Below are 20,244 nucleotides of genomic sequence, written 5' to 3'. Positions count from 1 at the left end.
GTTGATAGGGAGATGCCGGTGTGGCTTGGCGGCGCCATTAGCGGCAATGCCTAGCAAAAACCAGTCCCAATCTCAGCCGCGTTTGCGCGCTTCCTCTGCGGCCGCCTTACCGGCAGCTTTGACCGCCTCGGTGGCCTTGCCAACCAGATCGCGAAACTGCGCGCGCATGGCATCGCCATCAAGGCCGACTTCGCTCACCTTCTCCTTGCCAGCATCCTTTGCCGCGTCAACGGCGCGTTTGGCAGTTTCGTTGATCTTCTTACCGGCCTTACCCAGAACCTTGGCCTCGCGCTCGGTTTTGGGAAGCAGCATTCCGACAATTGCGCCAAGCGCAAGGCCCCCGGCGACAATGGCCAGAGGGTTTTTGTCGATGCCTTCGCTTGATGCCTTGCCTGCCTTTTTGGCCAGTTGGCGCGATTTCTCAGCGCTTCGTGCAGCGGCGGCTTTGCCCTTTTCAGCTGCGTTCGTTGCCGAACGCCGCGCGGCTGAGCCCGCTTCGCGTGCTTTTTCGCTTGCAGCCGCAAGATTTTCCTTCGCAGCGCCAGTAGCAGACTTCAGATTATCACCGATCTTGCTCATTGCACATCATCCTTGCTTGGGAGGCGCCGGTTGCCGAGGCGCTGGAACAATTTCCAAATGGGTTTGCGTGCGGCGAATAACAAGACCGCCGCGATACCGGCGCCGATTGCAGGCGCATTATTTGTTATTGTTTGCGCGGCATTGGCCTTACCCCTTGCGGCGCGGTTCAATTGCCGTTCCGCCCAACGGGCTGCAATCACGCGAGGCTGAAGGTCATGTCGCGCCTGCTGCACATCTGCAAGGACCGAGGAACGCATCGCCTTTCGAGCCTGATCCAATTCCCGCACGATTTCTCGATCTGAATCAGCCATGGCCCGCATCTTCTTCGAACTTAAGTTTTCGCGCGGTGTTTCGAGCATAGAGCGCTGCACCAAGGGCGGCAGCCGCAAACAAGGCGACGACTAACAGCGTGGCGACGATCGGGCCCCAATAGCTGGCCGCAATCAGGAGCAGGCCAATGATAAGGGCGATCACCGCACTGGAAAGAAACAACAGTGCAAGCAACGCGAATAGCCCGGCTTTACGGAGAATGCCGCCGCTGTAGCTGATACGCGCCTTGACATAGTCAACCTCTACCTCTGCAAGCGCGCGAACTTCCTCAATCAGGTTGCGCACTTGCCCCAGCGGCGAGATAACCTCGCCTTCTGTCACATCGGCAGGGGGGGCGTTTTTTTCCATGACTTCCACGCCATTAACGGCGTTGCAGGGTCAGGTGAAGCGCTTTTGGCTTCAGCCGCGGCCCGAACGAACGAGCCGCGCCAAAACAAAGCCGATCGCAGCAGCCGCGCCGATGGCAACAGCAGGGCTTTTGCGAACGAACTGCCGCGTATCTTCGACCATATCGTCGACCTGCTTGGCATCAAGCTTGCCGGCAAATTCATCGACCGCGTCAGCTGCCTTGCGGGCATATTCGCCATATTCAGCGCCGACCTTTTCATCGATGGTGCCGGCGCTGTCGCGCAGGATCTTGCCGATGCCACCAAGCGCCTCGCTCGCCTTTTCCTTTCCGCGGTCGGCGGCTTCACGGGCGCGATCGCCTGCCTTGCCTTTCAGATTGGCAAATTCATTTTTCACGCCGGTCATGGTTTCACCCTCCACCTTGCCGCGGTTGGGCTTTGTTTTTGCGGGTGTCTTTGCCGCAGCCGCCTTAGGCTTTGCAGTTTTTCGTGGCGCAGGCTTGGCCGATTTTTCGGCTTTGGATGCTGTCGCTGGTTTCTTGGGAGTGGGCATGTTCATCCTCCTTTGCGGGACAATCTACCCAATATTGGGATGGAAGGTGCTTTAGTCAACTAAAGCAGCAAAATTTTGCTCCGTTTTTGGCTGGTGGGTTGGCTTGATAATGGTGCAGGCAATTGCATGCATGGACGATAACGACTAGAGGCGCGGCAACAAAACTGCCCAGGAGCATGAAATGACCGCCATCATCAATATCCACGCCCGCGAAATTCTGGACAGCCGCGGCAATCCCACTGTTGAGGTGGATGTGCTTCTTGAAGACGGCAGTCTTGGCCGCGCTGCAGTCCCTTCCGGCGCATCGACAGGTGCGCACGAAGCCGTCGAAAAGCGCGATGGCGACAAGGGGCGTTATCTTGGCAAGGGCGTACAGCAGGCGGTCGAGGCGGTTCTGAATGAAATTGACCCGCTGCTGACCGAATATGAAGCGGAGGATCAGGAAGATATCGACGCGGCGATGATCGCGCTTGATGGCACTGAGAACAAGTCACGCCTTGGCGCCAATGCCATCCTCGGCGTCAGTCTGGCGGTTGCGAAGGCCGCGGCAGATGCCCGTGGCCTACCGCTCTATCGCTATGTCGGCGGGGTCAGCGCAAAGGTTCTGCCGGTGCCGATGATGAATATCATCAATGGCGGCGAACATGCTGACAACCCGATCGATTTCCAGGAATTCATGATCATGCCGGTAGGCGCTGACAGTCTTTCCGAGGCGGTGCGCTGGGGTGCGGAAATTTTCCACACACTGAAAAAGGGCCTGCATGAAAAGGGCTTGGCAACTGCGGTCGGCGATGAAGGCGGGTTTGCTCCCAATCTTTCCTCTACCCGTGCCGCACTCGATTTCATCATGTCGTCGATCGATAAAGCGGGTTTCAAGGCTGGCGAAGATGTCGTGTTGGCGCTCGATTGCGCCGCAACCGAGTTTTTCCGTGATGGAAAATATGAAATTTCCGGCGAAGGCCTGTCGCTTGATCCGCAGATGATGGCGCAATATCTCGCCGATCTATGCGCAGATTATCCCATCAAATCGATCGAAGACGGTATGGCCGAAGACGATTTCGAAGGCTGGAAGGCCGTTACGGACATGATCGGTGGCAAGGTCCAACTGGTGGGCGACGATCTGTTTGTCACCAATCCGAAGCGGCTTGCAATGGGCATCGAAAAAGGACTGGCCAACTCGCTTTTGGTAAAGGTCAACCAGATTGGCACATTGTCCGAAACGCTGGCCGCTGTGTCTATGGCGCACCGCGCGGGTTACACGGCAGTCATGTCGCATCGTTCGGGCGAGACTGAGGATTCGACGATTGCCGACCTGGCGGTCGCGACCAATTGCGGGCAGATCAAGACGGGAAGCCTCGCACGTTCGGACCGGTTGGCGAAATATAATCAGTTGATCCGCATCGAAGAGGAACTTGGCTCCAGCGCGATTTACGCCGGACGATCCATTTTCCGGTGATTGCGCAAGGCACTGCTGTCATGGTATGAAAAATCATGGCACGGCCCCGGCGAAAGACGAATCCCGATGAATTTCGGGCGAAACTGGTCACTGTATCTGCGCTGGTGGCGCTGTTGCTGATTGCTGCTTATGCATTGCTTGGACCTACCGGCATTCTGGCCTGGGCCGATTATAAAAGCGCAATCAACGAGCGCAGCAAGGAACTGGCAGCGCTTGAAAAAGAGCGGGATGCGTTGCGCAACCGGCAACGGCTGCTTGACCGTGATAATGTCGATCCGGACCTTGCGGGCGAGTTGATGCGCAAAGAACTCAACGTTGTTGCCCCCGATGAAATCGTCATTCCGCTGAATAACGAAAAATAACTGCCCGCAGGCATAGCTATGCAAGTGGGTTACTTTGATCGAAAGTTCTTCACAGCGCTACAGTGATTGACTAGGCGCTTGCCCTAACGTCAATCAAGATTCCCGTGAGAGGACGACTCCCTTGGCAAAGACCCCAGCGCCCAAAACAGCAAAAGGCAAGGCGGCATCGATTTCCGGCGATGCAATTGCCAATCGCGAACGGCCGCAAGCGCCCGAGCGTTTCAAGCCGACGCGTGACGAATTGCTCGAATTCTATCGGCAGATGTTGCTTATTCGCCGGTTTGAAGAAAAGGCGGGCCAACTTTATGGCCTGGGGCTGATCGGCGGGTTCTGCCATCTTTATATCGGTCAGGAAGCCGTCGCTATCGGCCTTCAATCCGCGCTGACACCGGGCAAGGATAGCGTGATTACAGGATATCGCGACCATGGCCATATGCTTGCTTATGGTATTGATCCCAACATCATCATGGCCGAATTGACCGGTCGCGCTGCGGGGATTTCACGCGGTAAGGGCGGTTCGATGCACATGTTCTCGACCGAGCATAAATTCTATGGCGGCCATGGTATTGTGGGTGCCCAAGTCTCGCTGGGCGCGGGTCTCGCCTTTGCACACAAATATAACAATGACGGCGGCGTGTGCCTTGCCTATTTCGGCGATGGCGCCGCAAATCAGGGGCAGGTGTATGAAAGCTTCAACATGGCGGAGCTGTGGAAGCTGCCGATCATCTTCGTGATCGAAAATAACCAGTACGCCATGGGGACGAGCGTCAATCGCGCCTCTGCCGAGGATCAACTATATCGTCGTGGCGAATCCTTCCGTATCCCGGGGCTGCAGGTTGACGGCATGGACGTTCTAGCCGTGCGTGGAGCTGCAGAGGTGGCGCTTGATTGGGTCCGGAGCGGCAAAGGGCCGATCCTGCTCGAAATGAAAACCTATCGCTATCGCGGTCACTCTATGTCGGATCCAGCAAAGTATCGCAGCCGCGACGAGGTTCAGGCTGTGCGAGAGAAATCCGATCCCATCGATGGCTGCAAAGATGAATTGCTGGCGATGGGCGTTGCCGAAGATAGTCTGAAGGCAATAGAAAAGGAAATACGCGCCATCGTCAATGCGTCCGCTGAATTTGCCGAACAGGCGCCAGAACCGGATCTTTCCGAACTATATACTGACGTTTTGGTGGAGAATTACTGATGGCGATCGAGCTCAAAATGCCGGCGCTTTCGCCAACGATGGAAGAGGGTACGCTTGCCCGTTGGCTCGTGAAGGAAGGCGACAGCGTGTCGTCAGGCGATATTCTGGCTGAAATTGAAACTGATAAGGCCACAATGGAATTCGAAGCGGTGGACGAAGGCATTGTCTCCCAGATCTTGGTCGCTGAAGGCAGCGACGGGGTGAAAGTTGGCACGGTGATCGCATTGATTTCGGAAGAGGGTGAGGAAAAAGCCGCTGCCCCGAAGACGACGGCCGACCCGATCGTTGCCGCGTCGAAAAAAGCCGTTGATGCGCCTAAACCGGCATTGCAGCCAGAAACGCCTGCCCCGGTGAAGGTCGAACCAGCGGTCTCCGCAGACACAGCAATGGCTACGCTGACTGTGCGTGAAGCATTGCGCGACGCCATGGCCGAGGAAATGCGGAGTGACGATCGCATCTTTGTAATGGGAGAGGAAGTCGCCGAATATCAGGGCGCCTATAAGGTGACCCAAGGCTTGCTGGACGAATTCGGACCGCGCCGGGTGATCGACACGCCGATTACCGAATATGGCTTTGCCGGTATTGGCACGGGCGCTGCGATGGGTGGGCTTCGTCCAATCATCGAATTCATGACGTTCAACTTCGCCATGCAGGCGATCGACCACATCATCAATTCTGCCGCAAAGACAAACTATATGTCTGGCGGTCAGATGCGCTGTCCGATCGTGTTTCGTGGCCCCAATGGCGCGGCTGCGCGTGTTGGTGCCCAGCATAGTCAGAATTACGCGCCCTGGTATGCGCATGTTCCGGGCCTGATCGTGATTGCGCCCTATGATGCAGCTGATGCCAAGGGATTGCTCAAGGCGGCCATTCGCTGCGAGGATCCGGTGGTATTCCTCGAAAATGAATTGCTTTACGGCCGCAGCTTCGAGGTGCCTGCAGTTGACGATTATGTCCTGCCAATCGGCAAAGCGCGCATTGTGCGTGAAGGCCGTGATGTGACGATCGTGTCTTATTCGATCGGTGTAGGCATGGCGTTGGATGCTGCTGAAAAATTGTCAGCCGAGGGGATTGATGCAGAAGTCATCGATCTGCGGACGATACGCCCGCTTGATAGTGAGACAGTCTTGGCGAGCCTTGCCAAAACACACCGGCTCGTTGTTGCAGAAGAGGGTTGGCCCGCTTGTTCGATCGGGAGCGAGATAGCGGCGATCTGTATGGAACATGGCTTCGATGATCTGGATGCACCGGTTGTGCGCATCACCAATGAAGATGTCCCTATGTCTTATGCAGCCAATCTGGAACGGGCGACTTTGGTCAATCCGGACAAAATTGCCGCGGGTGTAAGGAAACTCCTAGGCCGTTAAACTGGCCGGGATTCAGGCGCATGCATATGCTGTCGCATTGGCTGAGGGCAGATCGGAACTGCGGTTGTCGCGAACCAGCATTGAGGCGGACATGCGGATATCCGAATAGCTGCGGATCGCGTTGGGCGTGAAAAAGATCGGCTGGTAGCGATAATGGATTTCGACAAATAGCATATCGGTGTTGCGGTCAGGCGGTGTTGCCTTTTGTCCGTTAGGCCCCATGCCTTCAAGCATCTCGGTGCCACTGGCTTCGCCGAACTTTCCATATTGCGGTTCATAGTCCGCAGCGCCGCGGCATCGCTGCCAGGTTATTTCATATTGCGATTTGCCATCATTTGTCTTTTCAAGCATTTCAGAGACATTTGAAATGACAATCATCCCATTACCGACGGTTGTATTGCCTTCTTGGTGGGTGCCATAGATGTCGAGGTTGCCGGCGTGCAATGCAGCACCGTCCAATATGTCGTTGATCTGAGATTCGGCGACATAATAAATTTGAGATGGATCCTTGGTGCCGATGCGCGTGGCATTGTCGGCGACCTGAACAGCAAGCTGTGAAATTGTGCTTTGCACCACGGCATAGTTGCTGAGTTCGGCCCCGCCCACCATCAGGCTGAGCATGATGGGGAGAGAAAAGGCGAATTCGGTGAGCGCAAGTCCGCTTCGGTCGCTGGCTAGATTTTGCGCGAACGGCACGAGGCCTGATTTATTATCTTTAAAGGTCATGATTGCACCGCTCAATCGTCTGGACAGTCGAGTTCGGGACGGGTTTTCTGATCACTAAATGGCTGGTTTGCGATCACCGAGGTTGCAGTCAATTCCCGCTCCCCAAGGCCAGCGGGCATCGGGAAGAAGCTTTTATAGCTGACCGTGATCGAATAGCGGACAATATCACGCGCACCACCCTGGCCGGTATTTGCTGCATCATATTGGCCATTGCCGTTGCGATCTTCGTACCTTTCGCCCGGATCGCAAACGCCATTCGCAGTTACGGTATCGTTGACGGGTTCGCCTTCCGATTTAGCCGCATCAGCAAAATTCTTGTAGCTGGAACGGACAGGATCATTGATTGTCGCACCTTTGGGGACGAGCAGGCGGATCTGGTCTTTCAGCTCATTGTCGATCGTAATTTGCTGCAATTCTTTTTGACCCGCTTTCAACGCAGTCTCGCGTGCCGCCTTATATACTGCGCCTTGCATGACAGCGCGGACATACATTGTATGGGCGGCGTCAAACGTACCCATCATCATCAAAAGGAACACGGGGGCGACCACCGCAAATTCAGAGATGGTCGCGCCGAGTTCATCCTTTAACAAGGCAAGGGTGTGCGCGGGTTTCGAGGCAGTTGCAGCCATCACGAAGTCAACTGCAGATCCGCGATGGATTTGGCGATTTCCTTGAACGCCTTTACCAGATTGCTGGTGCTTTGCGCTTCGACGAAATGCTTATCGTCGGTCGCACAGTTCTTCAGCCTGGCATAGGTGGCATTGTCGGCGTAACCATAATAGATCACCCAGAGTTCGATATTTTCATTCTTGATCGCGGTACACAGCGCATTGCTGCGGGCATCGTTGTTAGCCTGAAGCAGCGAGTTCAGCGGGGCCGACCCTGGATCGGTTTGCCGGCGATCATACCAGTCAAGCCCATAGGACGTGTAGTTTGTCGCGCTGTTGACGGTTTCACCGTCGGTCATAAACACAATGTGGCGGTTAATTGGGCCGCCATTGGGTGCGACTTTATTTTGGCTTCCAAACACCCCGTTGGGTGAAAGCAGGCGCGCGCCCCATAGCAGGCCGATATCGTGATAGGTATTCCCGCCGGGATCGAGCGTGGCGACATAATCGGCGAAGCTTTTCGCACCGTCGGAAATATTGTCGCCGTTCAGGTCGTCCGCAGTGTATTTATCAAGCTTGCGCGCTGGAACCGGGCAAGCCCAGCTGAAATTGGTTGCCATCGACGCGTTGCCGACAACCGGTGCAGTTGTCCTGCTGCCCCCAGACGTGCGGCCCCAAACCAGATCGCGAAGGGCAAAGCGCCAGCGCGTCGCGTCATTATTTTGGTTGAATGCGATATCATAGCGCATGTCGAGCGCGTCTTCCGGAACCGGGCTCCAATGTTCCGCAGGCGTTGTGCCATTGGGCACGCGGACGGTCTGACGTTCCTCGATACAACCATGCCATGTGATCGTGCGCGGCGCGATCACCCTGATACTGGTGGTACCTGATTGGCCTGACAGACGAACATTGTTGATGGTAGTTTCGTTCAACGGCAAGGTGATGTCGGCATTGAACCCCCCATTTGCATTTTTCAGGGTGCTGACATCAACGGGGTTCTGGCGATAGGTCCAGCTGGACACAACTTGCCGCTCGGTCCAGATCACGGGCCGGGTTGAGGACCCGCTTTGCGATCTCAAATAGGTGGAGCTGTGGTTACGCCGTTCCAGGAAGCATCCGGTCACGCTTAAACGCGTTTCCCAAATATAGCGCCATTGCGTAACTGTAATCGTTTGCGATTGCGTGGAAATGGCGCTCTGCTGGCCTTGGGGATGCACCGGGGCAGCCGGCGTCCAGCTTGTGCCGCCCGAGGTCGTCAGCGATCCACCGGAAAGGCTGAGCGCCACCAATTGCGAACCGCTGCCGGCAAGATTGTTCTGGCTGTTACATTGTGCATTACTGGTAACGGACGTGAGGCGTGGCGCCAATGTACCCTGTTCAGTCGCTGCATTGGTGGTCTGGTCGGTAAAGCCGGTCGAGCTTTGGCGCGTGTAATAACTCGCTGGAATGCCGGCAGGCGTCCAATCATTGTTCCAGCTAACCGGCGTTGCTGTGCCATTCGTCCAGGTTTGCTGGGTGGTAATATTGGGAACGCGCGTTTGATAGTTGGAAACGTCCACCATCATTTCCGGGCGTAAAAGCCGACCGACATTGACCATCTGCGAATAGGGTACAAAACCAAAGCGAAGCTGGATGCTTTCATCGATTTCGCTGTTCCACGGCTCCTCACCGGCGTCATAGTCGCACTGGGCGTTCGTCACCGCCGGGTTGTCCTGACGCGCGAGGATCTCGTAAAAGCAGTTGACCCCGACCCTCAGTCCATCGATTTTCAGTGTGTTGCTTGGATCTCCGGGAATGACAGAGTCCATCGATCCCGTTGTATCTAGGACGAACATGACGTCGGCATTGGGTAATTGCAGTTCGCCCGAGCATTCGACGCTGATCACGGACTTTTCCCGACCGAACAATTGCATGATTGTCATCGGGACATCGGCTGTTGCCGTTTTGCTTTCGGGGGTGAAGCTGCCGTTTACATTTTTGGCGCCCCAGGCATCACTCTTGAAATTGGCGTTGAACATTTGTTCGGCGGCAGCGCTCGCCTTTTGGTCGGTGTCCTCGGTCCAGTTACCATCGACCACTTTCAACCCGGCCAAAACGCCGGCGTCGCAGGCAGACTGGAGCCGCGATTTGACCGCATAGGAACGCGACATATCGACCGCGCTTCCGACAATACCCATCAATACAAACGTAGCCGCCGCGGTCATCGCAATCGTATTGCCCGATTGGTCTGCGCACAACGATGCGAGAAACCCTCGCTTCTTCGCGGATATATGTTTTGAAGGCATGCCCCATCCTTGTCGAACGCTAAAGTCAGGGTGCGAGATATAGCATTGAGGGTCTAAACAATTGTCTAACGCGGATCGTTACAGCCTCGTCAATATTGTTTGGACGGCCCCTCAGCTACAACTGGCAATGGTGGCCGAGTCCGGGTTGTAAACCTGGCTCAGGTCTCGTTTATCGCGGATATTGAATGCAACGCTTTCGGTTATTGGGCCGAGATCAAGATCAACGACAGGAACCAGCATTTTGTAATCAAATGCAAATTCGACCATCATGATCGCATTCTGGTTCGAGGCTGCAACGCCTTCGCCTTCGCCAAAGGAATCGTAATCGGTTCCGGTTTCGCCGTCACCTGCGGAGCCTATTCGTGAGGTATAATCAAAATCACCCTTGCAACGTTGCCAATGGATCCATTGGCCCCCGTCGGCATTCAACTCGATGCTGGATATGATGATCCGACCATGTCTTTGGATATCGAGCGGGCCACCCTGCAATACCGCGCCATCCAGCAGGTCGTTGATTTCAGTTTCGGTTATAGGCCTGGCGCCGAGAATAGACTGACCGCCCATACGCGAGGCATTGTCCGACATCATCGCCGTCAGATCGCTGACCTTGCGCATGGTGGTTATGTAATTACCCAGTTCCAGGCCGGTTGTGCCCAACACCATCAGAATGGGCAGAGCGAGTGCAAATTCGGTCAGTGAAATGCCAGCTTGGCAGCGGCGGAGGGCTTTCCACTGCATCCGCTGCTTTTCGATAAAGGCCGAGGTGCGCTGCAACATGTTGTTCCCGTTCAATCGCATGTGCCAACCGCCGGTGGTGCTGCATCGTTAAAAGGCTGGTTGCGCAACACTGATCGGACAATAAGGGTTTCACCCTCGCTCCATCCCAGCAGCGCACTTGTCGGAAATTTGCGATCATAGCGGACCGTGACCGTATATTGCTGAACGTCGCGAGCCTTGCCCTGGCCGGCTATTCCGGCGTCGTCGCTCCAAATGCCGTCGCCATTGCTGTCCTCAAAGCTTTCGCCAGCATCGCATTCGCCATTGTTGTTGGTGTCGACATATTCTTCGGCTTTGCGCCGCGTCGATTTATAGGTGCCATAGGCCTTGCGCTCGAATTGCAGTTGCGCGTCTGTGCCCGCAATCTTGCGGACAATGGCTGCAACATCGGCATCGATCTGTGCCTGTTGCACCGCCATTGACGCAGTCTCCATGGTCGAGGCGCGGGCCGCTTTCTGGATTTCGCCTTCAAGCACTGATCGCGTGTAAATCGCATGGCCAATGTCCAACGTGCCCATCACCAGCAGGATCAGGACAGGTGCGACAAAGGCGAACTCGACGATGGTTGCTCCTTCGCTGTCGCTTGTTAACGCGGTTATTGCGGATTTAGCATGAGTCATCGGGTCAGCCTAAGATGCGAAATGCCGGCTGCGATTTCATCAAATGCACCGTTGAGCTGGGCGGCGTTATTTGCCTGGAAGGCCTTGCCTTCGCTGGCACAGTCGCTGAGCATTGAGGTAAGGTCGGTACCGAAAGCGATCACCCAGATCGTAATTCCCTTTGCCTTGATCGACCGACAGATCGCCTCTGTTCGCATTGCGACCAGTTCATCCTGGTCATCCTTTGTGGGCTTGTCAGTGGGGTTCATGACGCGGCGGCGATCGAGCGATGGCAAACCATAGGCATCATAGGCAAAGGGCTGCGTATCGGTTTCACCGTCGGTCATGAAGATCAAGTGCCGCGCGATTGCATTTCCATTGGGGGCGCTGCTATTCTCGTTTGCGAACAATCCGTTGGGCGACAACAGCCGAGCGCCCCAGATCATCCCGATATCATGATATGTCGGACCAGATGCCTGCAGCGAGTTCATATAGGCAGTCAGCATCGACGCATCGATTTCTGCCAGCTTTCGCGCGCGGCTAGGGCAGGATGCCCAGCCTGAATCGCCGAGATTTGAGAAATTATACTTCGACCGAACGGGGTTCACATCCCAACTGTCAGCATTGGTCAGATCTGTCCTGGTAAACACAAGATGCGGCAGGGCAGGGGCCCATTGCGTTGCTGGGATACCGGGGTCGGGTACTAGATCAATATCCATATCATAGGAGCCAGCGGGTATCGGATCATAATCATCGGCGCGAACGGTTTGTCGTTCTTCGATGCAACCCTGCCATGCGATGGTGCGCATGCTGTGGTTGTCGCCCACTTGCGCTTCGATTGATCCACCTGACGTCAAACCACGCAAGGCAGCGACATTGTATGTAACGGGACGATAGAGCCAGTAAAAGACATTTGCGCTCGAAGCCGCCGTTTCTCTGGGTATCGTATTGAAGTTATACTGTTCGACATAATTGTTATACCGGCGGCCGCGGAGCGTGCAGTCCGCTGTAACGACGCTTGATTCGAGAGACTGGGTCTGACGGTCAACCCAATAGTCGATGCCATTTGCGGTCCATTGCCGCACTTCGATCGTCTTGGTGCCGGATGATGGGCCCGCATAGGCCTCGGTGCGTGTTTCAACTACGCTGCCGCCCCATTCGACGGTATCCGCTGGCTCGGTACAGGAACCTGCCGGCAGTTGGACCGGGGCAATATCGGCCCAATTGCCAGAAACGGGCGTCCAGCCATCGTTATAGCTGTAGGTGCCCGTCGCTGCGACATTGTTTTCGGTTTCGATCCCGTCGGCAACGCGCGATTGGTATGTCCAGTTGTCGACCATCCATTCCGGTTTCAGCAGATAGCCGACGTTGGCGTTGGAAGAGTAGGGAACAAAGCCGTAGCGAATGCGCGCACCTGCAGCATTGGCGTTGGTGATCGCCGAATGAAAAGCGCCAACGGCCGTCCGCAAGCTTTCGATACGAGTGGCGCTGTCGCCGGGATTGGTGCCGAGCATCGAACCGGTGGTGTCCAGAACGAACATGATATCGGAATTGGGCAGATTGAGTTCTGCCTTGCACTCGGCGCTGATCAACCGTTCGGACGAACTGAACATCGACATCAACGTCATTGGTACAATTGCCTGCGCCTTGGCCGCTAATCGGCCGTTATCGGCGTCAAAGGCGATTCCGGGAATGGCGCCGGAAGCTTTCTGGACCGGAAAGCTCGTTCCATATTTTCCGTTTGGAAAATTGAATTTGAAGAAGCGTTCAGCAGTGGATTTATTCGCTGCGGTAAAGTTATTGCCCACCATTGCCTTTCGGCCCGCCAGCACTGCCGCATCGCAGGCATGTTGCAGCCGCGTTTTGCTTGCATACATGCGTCCCATGTCAAATCCGCCACCGATCATGCCGATAAGCGGTACGACCGACGCGGCAATGATCAGGCTGGCATTGCCTGCTTGGCAGTTGCGCAAACGCGCAAATGGTCCTGGCCGTTTTACCGGCCGTTTATGCAATTTCATCCGCCGGCCCCTGGCTGGAAATGCAACGTTACAGTGGAGGCAATAATCGACGGATGGTAAATTGCGGATAATCTCTATGGTAAATATATGCTTTCGCTTGCATCCAGCTGGAATTCAGGGCTTTGCCGGCACGACATGACTATTGGCGACCCTGCACTCACACCCCCGCAATTGCTTGCTTTGCGCCATGCGCCTATCTCTTGGCGTAACGAATTGCGGTTTTTGCTTTTGTTCGATGCAAGGATGCAGTCGGTCGTGATCGCAGGCCGTGAACCGTTACTGACGCGAATGAAGCTGGCCTGGTGGCGTGAAGCATTGAACAAGCCAGCTGATCAACGCCCCAAGGGCGAGCCGTTGCTGGCAGAAATCAGCATGCTCGAGGTTACTGGTGCGCCTTTGGTCGCACAGGCAGCGGAATTGCTTGTTGATGCATGGGAAGAGGTTGCTGACCCGGACCAGGTCGATACCAAAGTTTTGGAGCGTCACAGGCAAGGTCGCGGTGATGCTGTCTTTGTTCATTTCGCAGGGCGCGCCGGCGAGGCAGAGAATTTGCGTTTGGCCGGACAGGCCTGGTCTGGTGCGTTAGCAGACAGCCAAATCCCTGCACTGCCACGAAGCGGCAGGGCGTTTGCGCTTCTTGCTCGGGCCAGCCTTGTCGAACAATCACCATCGCGCCTGTCGATGTTGCGTTTTTTCTGGCACGCCTTGACGGGCTTCTAGTTTTTCGCACTATATGCGTTCAACCTAGGGTGGTGCCGGGATGTTAGGCCGTGAGAAAGTTTATGGCTGGCGCGGGGCTTGCCCTTGTCGCATCGTCGATCGGCTATTGGGGCTGGCAAAGCTGGGCCGCGCCCGACCCGATCATTCCTCAGGCACCACCTGAACTGCCAGCGGCGCTTGAGTTGCCCACTCCAACGGAGGACGCGCCCGCTTTCGGAGCCCCGCCGCCCGATCCACCAGCGGCGGCGAAATTGAGCCGGGAGGAATTGCGCTTCAACCGTTATGACCGAAACCGAGACGATCTTGTCTCCCGGATCGAAATGATGTCGAGCCGGACGAAGGACTTCAAAAAGCTGGACCGCGACGGCAATAATCTTCTGTCGTTCGAAGAATGGGCCGCGGCAACCGGCGAACGCTTCGCAAAAGCCGATGGCAATGGCGACAAAATCCTGAACCGGAGAGAGTTTCTGAACACCCGGCCTAAGCGGGTTGCAAAGCCGGCATGTCGCTGCTGATCCCCTGATCGCTTATCCAGCAAGCAAGATCTGCACGTGCGCGCGAGGTGAGGGCGGCCTTGCGCTCTTTCTTGTGAACCTTGCCCTCGGGCGCCGGAAACAGACCGAAATTGATGTTCATCGGCTGGTAGCTGTCGGCCTCTGCGTCGCCGGTGATATGCCCCAGTAACGCGCCAAAAGCCGTGGTTGTCGGTGGTGCCGTGAATTCACGACCAGCCAGTTCATGTGCTGCCATCATGCCTGCCATCAATCCGACAGCAGCGCTTTCGATATAGCCTTCGCAGCCGGTAATCTGCCCTGCAAAACGGATGTGCGAGGCGGACTTCAATCGAAGCTGCCGGTCGAGAAGGATCGGTGAGCGGATGAACGTATTGCGATGCAATCCGCCAAGGCGAGCAAACTCGGCCTGCTCAAGGCCAGGAATGGTGCGGAACAATTCAACCTGCGCGGCATGTTTCATCTTTGTCTGGAACCCGACCATGTTCCAGATTGAGCCCTGTTTGTTATCCTGCCGCAATTGCACCACGGCGTAGGGCCAGCGCCCTGTTTTGGGATTATCCAGACCTACCGGTTTCATTGGCCCGAACCGCAGCGTTTCAACCCCGCGCTCAGCCATGACTTCGATGGGCATGCAGCCCTCAAAATAGGGCGTGTCCTTCTCCCATTCCTTGAAATCCGCCTTTGGGGCGTCGATCAGCCCCTTATGGAAGGCAAGATATTGCTCCTTGTCCATCGGGCAATTGATGTAATCCTTGCCATCGCCTTTGTCCCAACGGCTGGCGTACCAGGCGACTTCCATATCGATACTGTCATGATAGACGATCGGTGCGATCGCGTCGAAAAAGGCCAGACTTTCCTGACCTGTCGCTACCAGCACGCTCTGCGCCAGGGCCTCGGCGGTCAGCGGGCCGGTCGCAACAATGGTAAGCCCGTCGGCGGGCAAAGAGTCGACCCGTTCGCGAACAATTTCAAGATTTGGGAGTTCAGACAGGAGCCGTGTGACTTCGGCAGAAAAAACATCGCGATCAACCGCTAGCGCTGAACCGGCAGGCACCTTCGCCACTTCGGCGGCGCGCATTACGATGGAATCGAGCGTCCGCATTTCCTGATGCAGCAGACCCACGGCGTTGTTATCGGCATCGTCCGATCGGAAACTGTTGGAACAAACGAGTTCGGCCAGCCCATCTGTCTGGTGCGCGGGGGACATATCGCCCGATCCGCGCATTTCCGACAGACGCACGTGAAAGCCCCGCTTCGCCAATTGCCAGGCCGCCTCGCTGCCCGCAAGGCCGCCTCCGATGATATGGACGTCATGCTTCATAATGCGATGCGCCTAGCAAATAGGCTTGCGGCTGCACAGGCAAAAGGCGCATGATCAGGCCATGAGTTTCAGTTGCAACCTTTCAGCTGAAGGCGTGATCGAACGGCCCCATCTGCATCCACCGACGCGCGGCATGCACAAATATGCCCGTGGCAGCGCGATGGTGATCAGCGGTCCGATATTGCGAACTGGCGCGTCGCGACTTGTGGCGCAGGCAGCACTCGCAGTCGGCGCTGGCCTTGTAACGATCGTCGGAAGCCGTGATGCCTTGCACGAGCATGCCGCACAGGTCACTGCGATCATGCTGCGCGAAAGGGATGAAGGCTTTAACGCAATTGACGACCGGGTTCGGGCAATCGCCATAGGGCCCGGGGCAGGGGTTCGAGACGATGTGGCCGAAGATGTTGCCACATTGCTGCTCCGTCGCGTTGCCATTGTGTTGGATGCTGATGCACTAACGGTGTTTGCGGCAAAGCCCGAAATGCTTTTCGCCATGCTCCATGGTTCTGCAGTGCTGACCCCGCATGAGGGCGAGTTTGCGCGCTTGTTTCCCGACATCGACCTTGCAGATCGGGTGAAGGCCGCACGAGATGCTGCCGCACGGGCAGGGGCGGTTGTCCTGTTAAAGGGGGCGCACACAATTGTTGCAGCGGCTGACGGGCGCTTTGCCATCAACCTGCATAGCGCACCATGGCTTGCAACCGCGGGATCGGGCGATGTGCTGGCTGGCATGATATGCGGCCTGTTGGCGCAAGGTGGATCTGCGTTCGATGCAGCCTGTATCGCTACCTGGTTGCACGGCGATATTGGCGTACGAGCCGGCCCGGGATTAACCGCTGATTCCATGACGGAATGGATTCCGCTTGTCTTGGCGGGTTGCCTCGGCGATGAAATGCCAAATGACCAAAGATCTCGCTCATAAACGCCCCTGGCTGTTTGCCAGCCTATTGTTCGGATTGAGCTACCCATTTTCATGGCAGCTTGCCCTGCCCGAATATGCGGCGATTATCTGGAAGATGGCGGGCGTCGGTTTGCTAACAGGGTACGCCTTGCGGAAACATCATAGCGGCGAGTTTGTTTTGCTGGCGGCGGTAATGGCGTTCTGGGCATTGGGTGACGGGCTGCTCGAACTCGATATGGTCTGGGGGGCGATTTCCTTTGCCATCGGACATGTTGTTGCCATCGCACTTTTCCTTCGGCATCGGCGAGTTCATCCGGTGCTCAGTCAGAAACTGCTGGCGATCGCGCTGTTACTGGTCGCGCCGCTTATCGCCTTTTTTCTGCCGATAGATCATATGTGGGGTATGCAGGCTGCGGTCTATACGCTGTTCGTAGCCGCCATGGCGTCAATGGCGTGGAACAGCAATTTCCCGCGTTATCGCGTCGGCATCGGTGCGGTCGCATTCGTGATTTCGGACCTTCTAATATTTGCCCGCATGGGTCCGCTCGCAGAGGCTGGCTGGGTCAGCCTTGCGATCTGGTATCTTTATTATGGCGGCGTGTTGATGCTGGCGACCGGAGTGGTCACGACAATGGTCAAGCGGGGCCATTATAGTGACGCCTAACCGCTGCCGCCCCTGAGCGAACGCCCCCGGGAAATGGTCACGTCGCTCGCTGCGATGCCCAACTCGCCTCTCTCCGTGAGGAGAGAGTTTTGCTGTATTGGACCGGCCTAGGTCTATTCAGCTATCGGTGGAGCATCACCTGTTTCGACGCCGCTGTCTTCAGCATCGACGCCATCGGCCTCATCACTCTCTTCGATCTTAGCCGCGCCGACCACATGTTCATTATCGTCGACATTGAACAGGCGCACGCCTGCAGTTCCACGACCAAGCACGCGCAGGCTTTCTAGCGGCATGCGGATCAGCTTGGCCTGATCGGTGACAAGCATCAACTGATCGCCCTTGGTTGCCGGGAAGCTGGCGACGACGAGGCCGTTGCGCTCGATATTGTCGATGTTGGTTATGCCCTGACCACCGCGACCTGTGCGGCGATAGCCATAGGCCGAACTCAGCTTGCCATAGCCATTGGCGCAAACAGTGAGAATGAATTGCTCGCGCTCCGCCATTTCGGCAAGCCTTTCAGGTGAGAGAGTGGGATCGCCCTCCTTCTCCGGCTTCCATGGGGCAAAGCGCAGATATTCTTCCCGCTCTTCCGGCGTGGTGCCAACACGACGCAGGATCGAGAGCGATATCACTTCATCGCCCGCCGCCAGTTTCATTGCGCGCACGCCGGTGGAGGCCCGGCTCTGGAATTCGCGGATATCGTCTGCGGCAAATCGGATTGCCTTGCCCGCGCGGCTGGCAAGCAGAACGTCGTCATCGGGCGTCAACAGTTCGACGCCGATCAAACGGTCATCGGCATCTTCGCCCTCGAACTTCATTGCAATCTTGCCGTTGCTGGGCACGTTTGCAAAGGCATCCATGCTGTTGCGGCGGGCATAACCCTTCGCCGTCGCAAACACGACGCTAAGCCCAGCCCATTCGGCTTCATCTTCAGGCAGGGTCAGAACGTTCGATATTGTTTCACCCTCGGCCAGAGGCAAAAGGTTGACCATCGGCCGACCCCGCGTTGACGGACCACCTTCAGGCAGGCGCCATACCTTTAGGCGATAGACCTTTCCGATATTAGAGAAGAAGAGCACCGGTGTGTGCGTGCTGGTCACGAACAGTTCGGTGACGGCATCCTCTTCTTTGGTCGCCATGCCGGCACGGCCCTTGCCGCCGCGATTTTGCGCACGGAAAGTGGCGAGTGCGGTGCGCTTAATATAGCCGCCATGGGTAACGGTAACGACCATATCCTCACGTTCCATGAGGTCTTCATCGTCAACGCCATCCCAACTGGGAGCGATTTCGCAAAGGCGCGGGGTTGAAAACTCACGGTCGATCGCTTCCAACTCTTCACGCATCACTGCGTAAAGCTTCACTCGGTCGCCCAGAATTGCAAGATATTCGGCAATCTCGGAGGCCAGCTCCTTAAGTTCGCCGCCAATTTCATCCCGGCCAAGCGCGGTCAGGCGGTGCAGTCGCAGATCAAGTATTGCACGAACCTGCGTTTCGGAAAGCTGATAGCTGTCACCCTCCACCTCAGTCTCGATTGCCTCGACAAGCCGGATATAGGGTGCGATTTCAGCTATCGGCCATTGCCGCGCAAGCAGCGACGCGCGCGCATCTGCGGGGTTTGCGGCACCGCGGATGATCTTTACTACTTCGTCCAGGTTGGTAACCGCAACGACCAGCCCGAGCAAGATGTGCGCCCGGTCGCGCGCCTTGTTCAACTCGAACTTGGTGCGACGGGTGATCACTTCTTCACGGAATTTGATGAATGCGTCGATAATGTCGCGCAACGTCAATACCTCTGGCCGCCCGCCACGGATGGCGAGCATGTTGGCCGGGAAATTGGATTGCGCAGGGCTGTGCCGCCAAATTTGGTTCAGCACGACTTCGGGGGTGGCATCTTTTTTCAGTTCGATGACGACGCGCACACCCTTGCGGCTGGATTCGTCACGGATGTCGGAGACGCCCTCGATCCGCTTGTCCTTTGCCGCTTCAGCGAGCTTTTCAACCAGCCCGGATTTACCCACCTGATAAGGAATTGCGGTCAAGACAATCGAGCGGCGATCGCCTTTGCCTTCTTCGATTTCATGGCGGGCACGCATCACGATCGAGCCGCGCCCTTCGCGATACGCATTGCGCGCGCCGCCTTGGCCCAGGATCAGCGGGCCAGTGGGGAAGTCGGGCGCCGGAATGATCTCGATCAGTTCGTCAATGGTGATCGCCGGATTGTCGATATAGGCAAGGCAAGCTCGGATCACTTCGCCCAAATTGTGCGGCGGTATGTTCGTCGCCATGCCGACCGCGATACCGCCGGCGCCATTGACGAGCAAATTGGGGAAGCGAGCAGGGAGAACCGAGGGTTCTTCGCGGCTGGCATCATAGTTCGGCTGGAAATCGACGGTATCTTTGTCCAGATCGTCGAGCAATGCATTGGCCACCTTTTTAAGGCGCGCTTCGGTATAACGCATCGACGCCGGCGGGTCGGGATCCATTGAACCGAAATTGCCCTGACCGTCGATTAGCGGGACGCGCATCGACCAATCCTGGGTCATGCGAGCCAGCGCATCATAAATGGCGGAATCGCCGTGCGGGTGATAATTGCCCATCACGTCGCCCACGATCTTGGCGGACTTGCGATAAGGACGACCGGCGACAAAACCACCTTCCTGGCTCGCAAACAAAATGCGCCTGTGAACCGGCTTCAACCCGTCGCGCACATCGGGAAGGGCACGTGCGACAATCACCGACATGGCATAGTCGAGGTAGCTCGACTTCATTTCGTGGGTGATATCTACCGGCGAAACATCTTTGGGATCGACCGGTTGGTTCTCTTCGCTCACGTCCGTATAATTCCTGTTCTTTTATTTGATGTCAGACCCTAGCCGAGGGGGTGGGGAATAGCCACCCAACCAGCCTCCAAAGAGCCGCTT

At 56.4% G+C, this 20,244-nt stretch carries 20 protein-coding genes; 8 read left to right on the top strand and 12 right to left on the bottom strand.

Annotated elements, in window-relative coordinates:
- Nucleotides 1-72: 72 nt before the first annotated feature.
- From RSE16_10265 to RSE16_10250, 4 genes are read right to left on the bottom strand one after another with little or no spacing between them, the layout of a single operon-like run.
- A complete protein-coding gene (locus tag RSE16_10265; GenBank protein WRH75094.1) occupies nucleotides 73-579 on the bottom strand; it encodes a hypothetical protein in 507 nt (168 codons plus the stop codon).
- Complete coding sequence (locus tag RSE16_10260) at nucleotides 576-890, bottom strand: hypothetical protein (protein ID WRH75093.1); 315 nt, start codon at nucleotides 888-890, stop codon at nucleotides 576-578. The genes RSE16_10265 and RSE16_10260 overlap by 4 nt, the downstream gene beginning before the upstream one ends.
- Entirely contained in the window at nucleotides 883-1,257 is a 375-nt protein-coding gene (locus RSE16_10255; protein ID WRH75092.1) for a phage holin family protein, read from the bottom strand. The genes RSE16_10260 and RSE16_10255 overlap by 8 nt, the downstream gene beginning before the upstream one ends.
- A 51-nt stretch (nucleotides 1,258-1,308) precedes the next feature.
- Nucleotides 1,309-1,809: a hypothetical protein gene (locus tag RSE16_10250; protein ID WRH75091.1), complete on the bottom strand. Its 501-nt coding sequence runs from the start codon at nucleotides 1,807-1,809 to the stop codon at nucleotides 1,309-1,311.
- A 181-nt stretch (nucleotides 1,810-1,990) separates the two neighbouring features.
- On the opposite strand from RSE16_10250, the gene eno reads away from it, so the two are divergent.
- The 4 genes from eno to RSE16_10230 all read left to right on the top strand — a co-directional run bounded on the left by eno (nucleotide 1,991) and on the right by RSE16_10230 (nucleotide 6,186).
- The gene (gene eno, locus RSE16_10245) at nucleotides 1,991-3,265 is read left to right on the top strand and encodes a phosphopyruvate hydratase (protein ID WRH75090.1); all 1,275 of its coding nucleotides are present in this window, start codon (nucleotides 1,991-1,993) and stop codon (nucleotides 3,263-3,265) included.
- A gap of 35 nt (nucleotides 3,266-3,300) precedes the next feature.
- On the top strand, nucleotides 3,301-3,627 hold the full coding sequence (locus RSE16_10240; protein ID WRH75089.1) for a septum formation initiator family protein: 327 nt from the start codon (nucleotides 3,301-3,303) through the stop codon (nucleotides 3,625-3,627).
- 121 nt (nucleotides 3,628-3,748) lie between these two features.
- Nucleotides 3,749-4,819 (top strand): pyruvate dehydrogenase (acetyl-transferring) E1 component subunit alpha, encoded by a 1,071-nt coding sequence (gene pdhA / locus RSE16_10235; GenBank protein WRH75088.1) that lies wholly within the window; start codon nucleotides 3,749-3,751, stop codon nucleotides 4,817-4,819.
- A complete protein-coding gene (locus RSE16_10230; GenBank protein WRH75087.1) occupies nucleotides 4,819-6,186 on the top strand; it encodes a pyruvate dehydrogenase complex E1 component subunit beta in 1,368 nt (455 codons plus the stop codon). Before pdhA ends, RSE16_10230 begins: the two co-directional genes overlap by 1 nt.
- A gap of 12 nt (nucleotides 6,187-6,198) precedes the next feature.
- Here RSE16_10230 and RSE16_10225 read toward each other — a convergent pair whose 3' ends face one another.
- The 6 genes from RSE16_10225 to RSE16_10200 form a co-directional block, all read right to left on the bottom strand.
- Nucleotides 6,199-6,912 (bottom strand): TadE/TadG family type IV pilus assembly protein, encoded by a 714-nt coding sequence (locus tag RSE16_10225; GenBank protein WRH75086.1) that lies wholly within the window; start codon nucleotides 6,910-6,912, stop codon nucleotides 6,199-6,201.
- A gap of 11 nt (nucleotides 6,913-6,923) precedes the next feature.
- On the bottom strand, nucleotides 6,924-7,541 hold the full coding sequence (locus RSE16_10220; protein WRH75085.1) for a pilus assembly protein: 618 nt from the start codon (nucleotides 7,539-7,541) through the stop codon (nucleotides 6,924-6,926).
- Nucleotides 7,541-9,805 (bottom strand): pilus assembly protein TadG-related protein, encoded by a 2,265-nt coding sequence (locus RSE16_10215; GenBank protein WRH75084.1) that lies wholly within the window; start codon nucleotides 9,803-9,805, stop codon nucleotides 7,541-7,543. The genes RSE16_10220 and RSE16_10215 overlap by 1 nt, the downstream gene beginning before the upstream one ends.
- A gap of 111 nt (nucleotides 9,806-9,916) precedes the next feature.
- A complete protein-coding gene (locus RSE16_10210; GenBank protein WRH75083.1) occupies nucleotides 9,917-10,597 on the bottom strand; it encodes a hypothetical protein in 681 nt (226 codons plus the stop codon).
- On the bottom strand, nucleotides 10,594-11,202 hold the full coding sequence (locus tag RSE16_10205) for a TadE/TadG family type IV pilus assembly protein (GenBank protein ID WRH75082.1): 609 nt from the start codon (nucleotides 11,200-11,202) through the stop codon (nucleotides 10,594-10,596). Before RSE16_10205 ends, RSE16_10210 begins: the two co-directional genes overlap by 4 nt.
- Nucleotides 11,199-13,202 carry a pilus assembly protein TadG-related protein gene (locus tag RSE16_10200; GenBank protein ID WRH75081.1) on the bottom strand — a complete coding sequence of 668 codons (2,004 nt, stop codon included), beginning with the start codon at nucleotides 13,200-13,202 and terminating at the stop codon, nucleotides 11,199-11,201. The genes RSE16_10205 and RSE16_10200 overlap by 4 nt, the downstream gene beginning before the upstream one ends.
- A gap of 135 nt (nucleotides 13,203-13,337) precedes the next feature.
- Here RSE16_10200 and RSE16_10195 point away from each other — a divergent pair, with 135 nt between their 5' ends.
- Together RSE16_10195 and RSE16_10190 are read left to right on the top strand one after the other, a co-directional pair.
- Nucleotides 13,338-13,922 (top strand): hypothetical protein, encoded by a 585-nt coding sequence (locus RSE16_10195; GenBank protein WRH75080.1) that lies wholly within the window; start codon nucleotides 13,338-13,340, stop codon nucleotides 13,920-13,922.
- 50 nt (nucleotides 13,923-13,972) lie between these two features.
- Nucleotides 13,973-14,437 carry an EF-hand domain-containing protein gene (locus RSE16_10190; protein WRH75079.1) on the top strand — a complete coding sequence of 155 codons (465 nt, stop codon included), beginning with the start codon at nucleotides 13,973-13,975 and terminating at the stop codon, nucleotides 14,435-14,437.
- Here RSE16_10190 and trmFO read toward each other — a convergent pair.
- Nucleotides 14,403-15,758, bottom strand: a complete 1,356-nt coding sequence (trmFO, locus tag RSE16_10185) for a methylenetetrahydrofolate--tRNA-(uracil(54)-C(5))-methyltransferase (FADH(2)-oxidizing) TrmFO (GenBank protein WRH75078.1) — start codon at nucleotides 15,756-15,758, stop codon at nucleotides 14,403-14,405. The two genes, RSE16_10190 and trmFO, sit on opposite strands and share 35 nt — an antisense overlap.
- A 61-nt stretch (nucleotides 15,759-15,819) precedes the next feature.
- Between trmFO and RSE16_10180 the strand changes: the two genes are divergently transcribed.
- A complete protein-coding gene (locus RSE16_10180; GenBank protein WRH75077.1) occupies nucleotides 15,820-16,680 on the top strand; it encodes an NAD(P)H-hydrate dehydratase in 861 nt (286 codons plus the stop codon).
- On the top strand, nucleotides 16,658-17,323 hold the full coding sequence (locus RSE16_10175) for a lysoplasmalogenase family protein (GenBank protein ID WRH75076.1): 666 nt from the start codon (nucleotides 16,658-16,660) through the stop codon (nucleotides 17,321-17,323). The genes RSE16_10180 and RSE16_10175 overlap by 23 nt, the downstream gene beginning before the upstream one ends.
- A 113-nt stretch (nucleotides 17,324-17,436) precedes the next feature.
- On the opposite strand, the gene gyrA is transcribed toward RSE16_10175, so the two are convergent.
- Nucleotides 17,437-20,154 (bottom strand): DNA gyrase subunit A, encoded by a 2,718-nt coding sequence (gene gyrA, locus RSE16_10170; GenBank protein ID WRH75075.1) that lies wholly within the window; start codon nucleotides 20,152-20,154, stop codon nucleotides 17,437-17,439.
- Nucleotides 20,155-20,244: the final 90 nt, after the last annotated feature.

Source organism: Sphingobium sp. (assembly GCA_035196065.1).
Taxonomy (GTDB): domain Bacteria; phylum Pseudomonadota; class Alphaproteobacteria; order Sphingomonadales; family Sphingomonadaceae; genus Sphingorhabdus_B; species Sphingorhabdus_B rara.
The sequence above is the reverse complement of the archived record's forward strand: the minus strand, read 5'-3'. Positions and strand labels throughout refer to the sequence as shown.

Excerpts from the sequence above, each read along its gene's own strand:
- RSE16_10265 (WRH75094.1), bottom strand. The coding sequence starts at position 579 with ATGAGCAAGATCGGTGATAATCTGAAGTCTGCTACTGGCGCTGCGAAG.
- RSE16_10260 (WRH75093.1), bottom strand. The coding sequence starts at position 890 with ATGGCTGATTCAGATCGAGAAATCGTGCGGGAATTGGATCAGGCTCGA.
- RSE16_10255 (WRH75092.1), bottom strand. The coding sequence starts at position 1,257 with ATGGAAAAAAACGCCCCCCCTGCCGATGTGACAGAAGGCGAGGTTATC.
- RSE16_10250 (WRH75091.1), bottom strand. The coding sequence starts at position 1,809 with ATGCCCACTCCCAAGAAACCAGCGACAGCATCCAAAGCCGAAAAATCG.
- eno (WRH75090.1), top strand. The coding sequence starts at position 1,991 with ATGACCGCCATCATCAATATCCACGCCCGCGAAATTCTGGACAGCCGC.
- RSE16_10240 (WRH75089.1), top strand. The coding sequence starts at position 3,301 with ATGGCACGGCCCCGGCGAAAGACGAATCCCGATGAATTTCGGGCGAAA.
- RSE16_10230 (WRH75087.1), top strand. The coding sequence starts at position 4,819 with ATGGCGATCGAGCTCAAAATGCCGGCGCTTTCGCCAACGATGGAAGAG.
- RSE16_10225 (WRH75086.1), bottom strand. The coding sequence starts at position 6,912 with ATGACCTTTAAAGATAATAAATCAGGCCTCGTGCCGTTCGCGCAAAAT.
- RSE16_10220 (WRH75085.1), bottom strand. The coding sequence starts at position 7,541 with ATGGCTGCAACTGCCTCGAAACCCGCGCACACCCTTGCCTTGTTAAAG.
- RSE16_10215 (WRH75084.1), bottom strand. The coding sequence starts at position 9,805 with ATGCCTTCAAAACATATATCCGCGAAGAAGCGAGGGTTTCTCGCATCG.
- RSE16_10205 (WRH75082.1), bottom strand. The coding sequence starts at position 11,202 with ATGACTCATGCTAAATCCGCAATAACCGCGTTAACAAGCGACAGCGAA.
- RSE16_10200 (WRH75081.1), bottom strand. The coding sequence starts at position 13,202 with ATGAAATTGCATAAACGGCCGGTAAAACGGCCAGGACCATTTGCGCGT.
- RSE16_10195 (WRH75080.1), top strand. The coding sequence starts at position 13,338 with ATGACTATTGGCGACCCTGCACTCACACCCCCGCAATTGCTTGCTTTG.
- trmFO (WRH75078.1), bottom strand. The coding sequence starts at position 15,758 with ATGAAGCATGACGTCCATATCATCGGAGGCGGCCTTGCGGGCAGCGAG.
- RSE16_10180 (WRH75077.1), top strand. The coding sequence starts at position 15,820 with ATGAGTTTCAGTTGCAACCTTTCAGCTGAAGGCGTGATCGAACGGCCC.
- RSE16_10175 (WRH75076.1), top strand. The coding sequence starts at position 16,658 with ATGACCAAAGATCTCGCTCATAAACGCCCCTGGCTGTTTGCCAGCCTA.